Annotated in this window: 5 protein-coding genes; 3 read left to right on the top strand and 2 right to left on the bottom strand. The window is 71.5% G+C overall.

Going from position 1 to position 5,088, the window contains the following annotated elements; translation table 11 throughout:
• Both RWX45_RS09485 and RWX45_RS09480 read left to right on the top strand, forming a co-directional pair.
• Positions 1-450: thiamine pyrophosphate-dependent enzyme (locus RWX45_RS09485; RefSeq protein WP_316023485.1), on the top strand; the 450-nt coding region annotated here is incomplete at its 5' end.
• 186 nt (positions 451-636) lie between these two features.
• Entirely contained in the window at positions 637-2,199 is a 1,563-nt protein-coding gene (locus RWX45_RS09480) for a S1C family serine protease (RefSeq protein WP_316023484.1), read from the top strand.
• Between the two features lie 2 nt (positions 2,200-2,201).
• On the opposite strand, the gene RWX45_RS09475 is transcribed toward RWX45_RS09480, so the two are convergent.
• Together RWX45_RS09475 and RWX45_RS09470 are read right to left on the bottom strand one after the other, a co-directional pair.
• Positions 2,202-3,617, bottom strand: coding sequence for an isochorismate synthase MenF (locus RWX45_RS09475; RefSeq protein ID WP_410050707.1), 1,416 nt, complete (start codon positions 3,615-3,617; stop codon positions 2,202-2,204).
• A 43-nt stretch (positions 3,618-3,660) separates the two neighbouring features.
• Positions 3,661-4,359 (bottom strand): demethylmenaquinone methyltransferase, encoded by a 699-nt coding sequence (locus RWX45_RS09470; protein ID WP_316023483.1) that lies wholly within the window; start codon positions 4,357-4,359, stop codon positions 3,661-3,663.
• A 334-nt stretch (positions 4,360-4,693) separates the two neighbouring features.
• Between RWX45_RS09470 and RWX45_RS09465 the strand changes: the two genes are divergently transcribed.
• Positions 4,694-5,088: FAD-dependent oxidoreductase (locus tag RWX45_RS09465; RefSeq protein ID WP_316023482.1), on the top strand; the 395-nt coding region annotated here is incomplete at its 3' end.

Below are 5,088 nucleotides of genomic sequence, written 5' to 3'. Positions count from 1 at the left end.
ATAACCCACGGACCCGCCCCGGCCGCGATCGCCAACCGGGGACTGGCCGGCATTGACGGCACCTTGGCCACCGCCCTCGGCGCCGCCTGGGCCCGCGGACTGCCCGTGCGCGCCGTCGTCGGCGATCTCGCCTTCCTCCACGACGCCATGAGCCTGTCTCGGGGACGGCTGGAGGCCGAGCCCGACCTGCAGGTCATTGTCATCGACGACGCCGGGGGCGCCATCTTCTCCACCCTGGAATACCCGGCCGTCACCCCCGCGGAGCACTTCTCCCGCTACTTCACCACGCCGCAGGCTACCGATCCGGGCGACCTCGCCGCCGCCCTGGGCGCCGTCGTCCACCGGCCCACGGACCTCGGTGAGTTGCAAGCGCTCCTTGCCGAGCCGGTACGGGGGCTGTCCGTCGTGCATCTGCGCATGAGCGCGCATCCATCCGCCGGCGTGCCCTGACGGCGGCCGCGTGCGTGGCGAAAGCGGTCGCGTCGCGGGGGAGCGTACAAGGCTGATGCGGCGGCGTGTCCTCCGCCAGCACCGCTTTCACAGGTAAGTCCCAGACTAGTGTCGGAAATGCCCCAGGTCGCACGTATTGGGTGAGACTCGTCTACTGAGCGGGCCGACGGTCCGAGGAGGAGAGCCATGAGCACGAACGATCCCTTTGCCGCAGCGGGTGACGCCGAGCAGCCGTCGGAGGGCGACCAGCCCACCCGCCAACTGCCTGATGGCGCGACGTCGCGCCCGGCGGCATCCGGTTACGGCGGCTCTGGTTCTTCGCCGTACACGTCCGCACCGCAGCCGCCCGCCGGCTACAACTTCGGTCGCACCGCACCCACTGCTGGATCCGCCCCCTACGGGCAGTCGCAGCAGGGATCGAGCTCCTGGTCTTACGGCGCCCAGGCCTCCGGCACCAGCGGCTACCAGAGCCCCTATCAGGCTCCCAGCGCGCAGAGCTCCTCCAGCGTCGGCAGCGGGCAGCCCCCTTACCAGACGCCCACCTCCTCCGCTCCCGAGCCGAGCCGCCGTCGCGGCCCCGGCTGGGGCGGCGTCATCGCCACCTCGCTGGTGACCGCGCTGCTCGCCTCCGGCGGAACCGTGGCCGCCGTTCATTACTTCGGCGACGGCGACGACACCGCCGGGGCCACGTCCGCCCCGACCGCCATCGCCACGGGCTCGACCACCCAGACGGTGTCCTCCACCGGCACCGCCCCGGACTGGGAGGCCGTCACCGCGGCCGTGTCCAACGCCGTCGTGGCCATCACCGTGGCCGTCAACGACGGCACCGCCGTCGGCTCCGGCGTCATCTACGACGCCAACGGCCACATCATCACCAACAACCACGTGGTGGCCGGCGCCACGCAGATTCAGGTGACGCTCGCCGACGGGCGCATCTACGAGGCGGAGCTAACCGGCACCGACCCAGCCACGGACCTTGCGGTCATCGAGCTCGTCGACGCTCCGGATGACCTCACGGTGGCGCAGTTCGGTAACTCCGACGACCTCATCGTCGGCGAGGACGTCATGGCCATCGGCAACCCGCTGGGCCTGTCATCCACCGCCACCACCGGCATCATCTCCGCCCTGGACCGGCCCGTGGTCACCACCCAGGAGGAGACCGATGACCAGGGCGGGTCCTCGCTGCCCGGCCCGCTCGGTGGCCTCCTCGGCCAGTCCCAGACCACCACCACCGAGGTGTACACCAACGCCATTCAGATCGATGCGGCGGTCAACCCGGGCAACTCCGGTGGCCCGTTGTTCGACGAGACCGGCGCCGTCATCGGCATTACCAGCTCGATCGCCTCCATGTCGAGTTCCTCGGGGGAGTCCTCCGGCTCCATCGGCATCGGCTTCGCCATTCCCTCCAACCTGGCCCAGAAGATCGCCGACCAGCTCATTGAGTCCGGCACCGCCACGCACGCCTACCTGGGCGTATCGATCGGCAACGGCGGCGCCACCACCTCCGACGGCGTCACCCGCGCCGGCGCGGAGGTCGGCACCGTGGAGTCCGGTTCCCCGGCGGATGAGGCCGGCCTCAAGGAGGGCGACGTCATCACCGCGATCGATGGGAAGGCCACCAGTCAGGCCGCGGCTCTGACAGGTTTCGTGCGGCAGTACTCCGCCGGCGACGAGGTGACCCTGACGATTATTCGTAACGGCGAGGAAATGCAGGTTCCGGTGACGCTGAAGGAGCGTCAGGACTCCTGAATTCAACTGGCGGTGAGGGCGGAGAGCATGGGGCGCATCTTGGCCTGCGTCTCGGCCAACTCGTCGGCGGGCACCGAGTCGGGCATGATCCCGCCGCCGCCGAAGACTCGCGCCGGCGCCTGCGGACCCGCCCCGCCGGGCGGCAGCGCGGCGCAGCGCAGCGCGATGCACCACTCGCCCTCGCCGTGCCAGTCCACCCATCCCACCGGCCCCGCGTAACGTCCGCGGTCCATGCCCTCCACGTCGGCGATGATGCGCGCTGCCGCCGCGGTGGGCGTGCCGCAGACGGCTGCGGTGGGGTGCAGGGCGCGTACCAGCGAGAGCGCCCCGGTGTCCCCGGCCGCCACCCCGGTGATGTCGGTGGCCAGGTGCAGCACATTGGGCAGGGTGAGCACGTGCGGTGCCGAGGCCTCCACCACTGAGCACAACGGTTCGAGCGCCGTGAGCGCCGAGGAACGTGCCAGCTCGTGCTCGGCACGGTTCTTCGACGACGCCTCCAGCCACTGCGCCAGCCGAGCCGCCTCGCGCTCACGCGCCGCGGGCTCGCCGGGGCTGCGCCGGGCCGTCCCCGCCAGAACGCGGCTGGCCAGACGCCTTCCGGACAACCGCACCAGCAACTCCGGAGTAGCGCCCACCATGGCATCCACGGCGAAGCTCCAGCAGGAGGGGTAGCCGGCACCGAGCCGCCGCAGCAGGTCCCCGGTGGCCAGCGGGGCGGGCGGGGATACGAGCACATCGCGGGCCAGCACGACCTTGCGGGCCTCGCCGGCCGCCATGCGCCGCTGCGTCTGGGCGACGGCGGCCAGATACGCCTCCTCGGTAAGCGACCCGGTGGCGACCACCGGTGCCGAGTCTCCCGGGGGAGATACGGGCGTGAGGGGCCCGGCAGCGCGCAACTCATCCAGCAGGTCCGCCAGCGCCGGATGCTTCTGGCCCTCGGGCACCGCCGTCGTCACCCACGTGCCCACCGCGTCCAGGCCGACGAGCACCCGCGGCACCACCAGCACGGAGGTGGCGGCGGAAACGGGGGAGAAGGCAATCGTGCCCAGGGCGACCGGGCCGGTGCCCGGACGCACCAGCGGGTCGCGCCACCACGAGGCGTAGACGGTGGCGCGCCAGGCTGTTCGCAGCGCCTCGATCCGGTCGGGGCCGCACGCCTCCAGGCACAGCACACGCCCCCAGCCGACCAGGCCGTACCCTTCACGCACCCAGGAGACGACGTCCTCCCGGCCGGCCAGCAGGTCGAGCAGTCGCGGGACCCGCCTGCTGCTGTCGGAGTCGTCAGGCAGCGGAGCGCCGCCCGGGGCCGGCTCACCGCGCGGATCGCGACCTGCGTTTGCGGCGAGGACGCCGTCGGGCAGAGGGAGCGTGCGAAAGGACAGGCGCGCCGGAGCGGCCGCAGCCTGTGTCGCGGGCAGCGTCTGCGCTGCGGCGACCCGGTCTGAGGCCGGTGGTCTCACCTCAGGCCTCCGGCTTGGTGCCGCGGTGAATGGCGACGATCCCGCCGGACAGATTCTTGTAGCCGACGCCGCGCCAGCCGGCGTCCTGCATCAGTGCGGCCAGCGTCTCCTGATCCGGCCAGGCGAGGATCGATTCCCCCAGGTAGCCGTAGGCATCGGCATTGGAGGACACCAGGCGTCCGGCGGCCGGCAGGGCCGTGCCCAGGTAGAAGTGGTAGAGCCTGCGGAACGCCAAGTGCACCGGGGTGGAGAATTCCGCAATGACGATGCGTCCGCCGGGCCGGGTCACTCGCGCCATCTCCGCCAGGGCCGCCATGGTGTCCTGCACATTGCGCAGCCCGTAGGAGATGGTGACGACGTCGAAGGTGTCGTCAGCGAAGGGCAGCTTCGTGGCGTCGCCGACGACGAATTCAATCTCGGGGTGCCGACGCCGCCCCTCAGCGACCATGCCGGCGGACAGGTCGCAGGCCACCACCTGCGCGCCATCGGCGGCATAGTCGACGCTGGAGGTCCCCGTGCCGGCAGCCAGATCCAGCACCTTCATCCCCGGGGCGGCGGCGACGGCGGCGCGGGTGACAGCGCGCCACATCCGCACCTGCCACAGGCTCATGACGTCATTAGTCAGGTCATAGCGGCGTGCGACGGCGTCGAACATGCCCGCGACCTCACGGGGGTCTTTGGCGAGAGAAGCTCGGCTCATGGGGCAATCCTCGCAGATTCCCGGCTCGGTTCGCCCGGCGGGTGCAGGCCCCGGCGCGCACGGTCATCAATACGCAAGGGCAGGTGTCCCTAAATAGGGGAATCGTGTCCCTGCGCCCCCGCCGCGCCCCGGTTTGATGCTCGCGCGTTATCCTGGGGATCGCTGGGAAAAACTGGGCGGCCCGGCAGTGCTGACAATTGGCGTCGGTGCAGTGGCCGGGCTAGCCGGTAAGGTCGCCAACGGTCCCCGTAAGCCCACACGGCCCCCGGGGCCGTGGTCGTCACCCCGGCGACCGCCCAACATCCCGAGCCGCATGCGAAGGAGGCACGCAGCGATGACTGGCCACCTGAGCGCCGACGTCGTCATCGTCGGTGCCGGACCCGCCGGCTCAAGCGCCGCCTACCACCTGGCCACACTCGGCATGGACGTCCTGCTGCTGGAACGGCACGAGCTCGGCCGGGACAAGGTCTGCGGCGATGGGCTCACCCCCGCCGCCGTGCGCGAGCTCACCTCCATGGGCGTGGACACCTCCACCTGGCAGCGCAACCAGGGGCTGCGCGTCATCGGCGGCGGACACCAGCTGCACATTCCCTGGCCCGAGCAGGCCAGCCTGCCGTCCTACGGGCTGGCCCGGCGTCGCAGCGAGCTGGACCGCGATCTCGCCGCCCACGCCGTCGCCGCGGGCGCCCGCCTGCTCACCGGTGTCACCGCCACCGCCCCCGTCACCAG

The sequence above is a fragment of the Actinomyces sp. MRS3W genome (assembly GCF_032465695.1).
Classification (GTDB): domain Bacteria; phylum Actinomycetota; class Actinomycetes; order Actinomycetales; family Actinomycetaceae; genus Actinomyces.
Note: the sequence above shows the minus strand (reverse complement) of the source record. Positions and strands in the feature narration are given on the sequence as shown.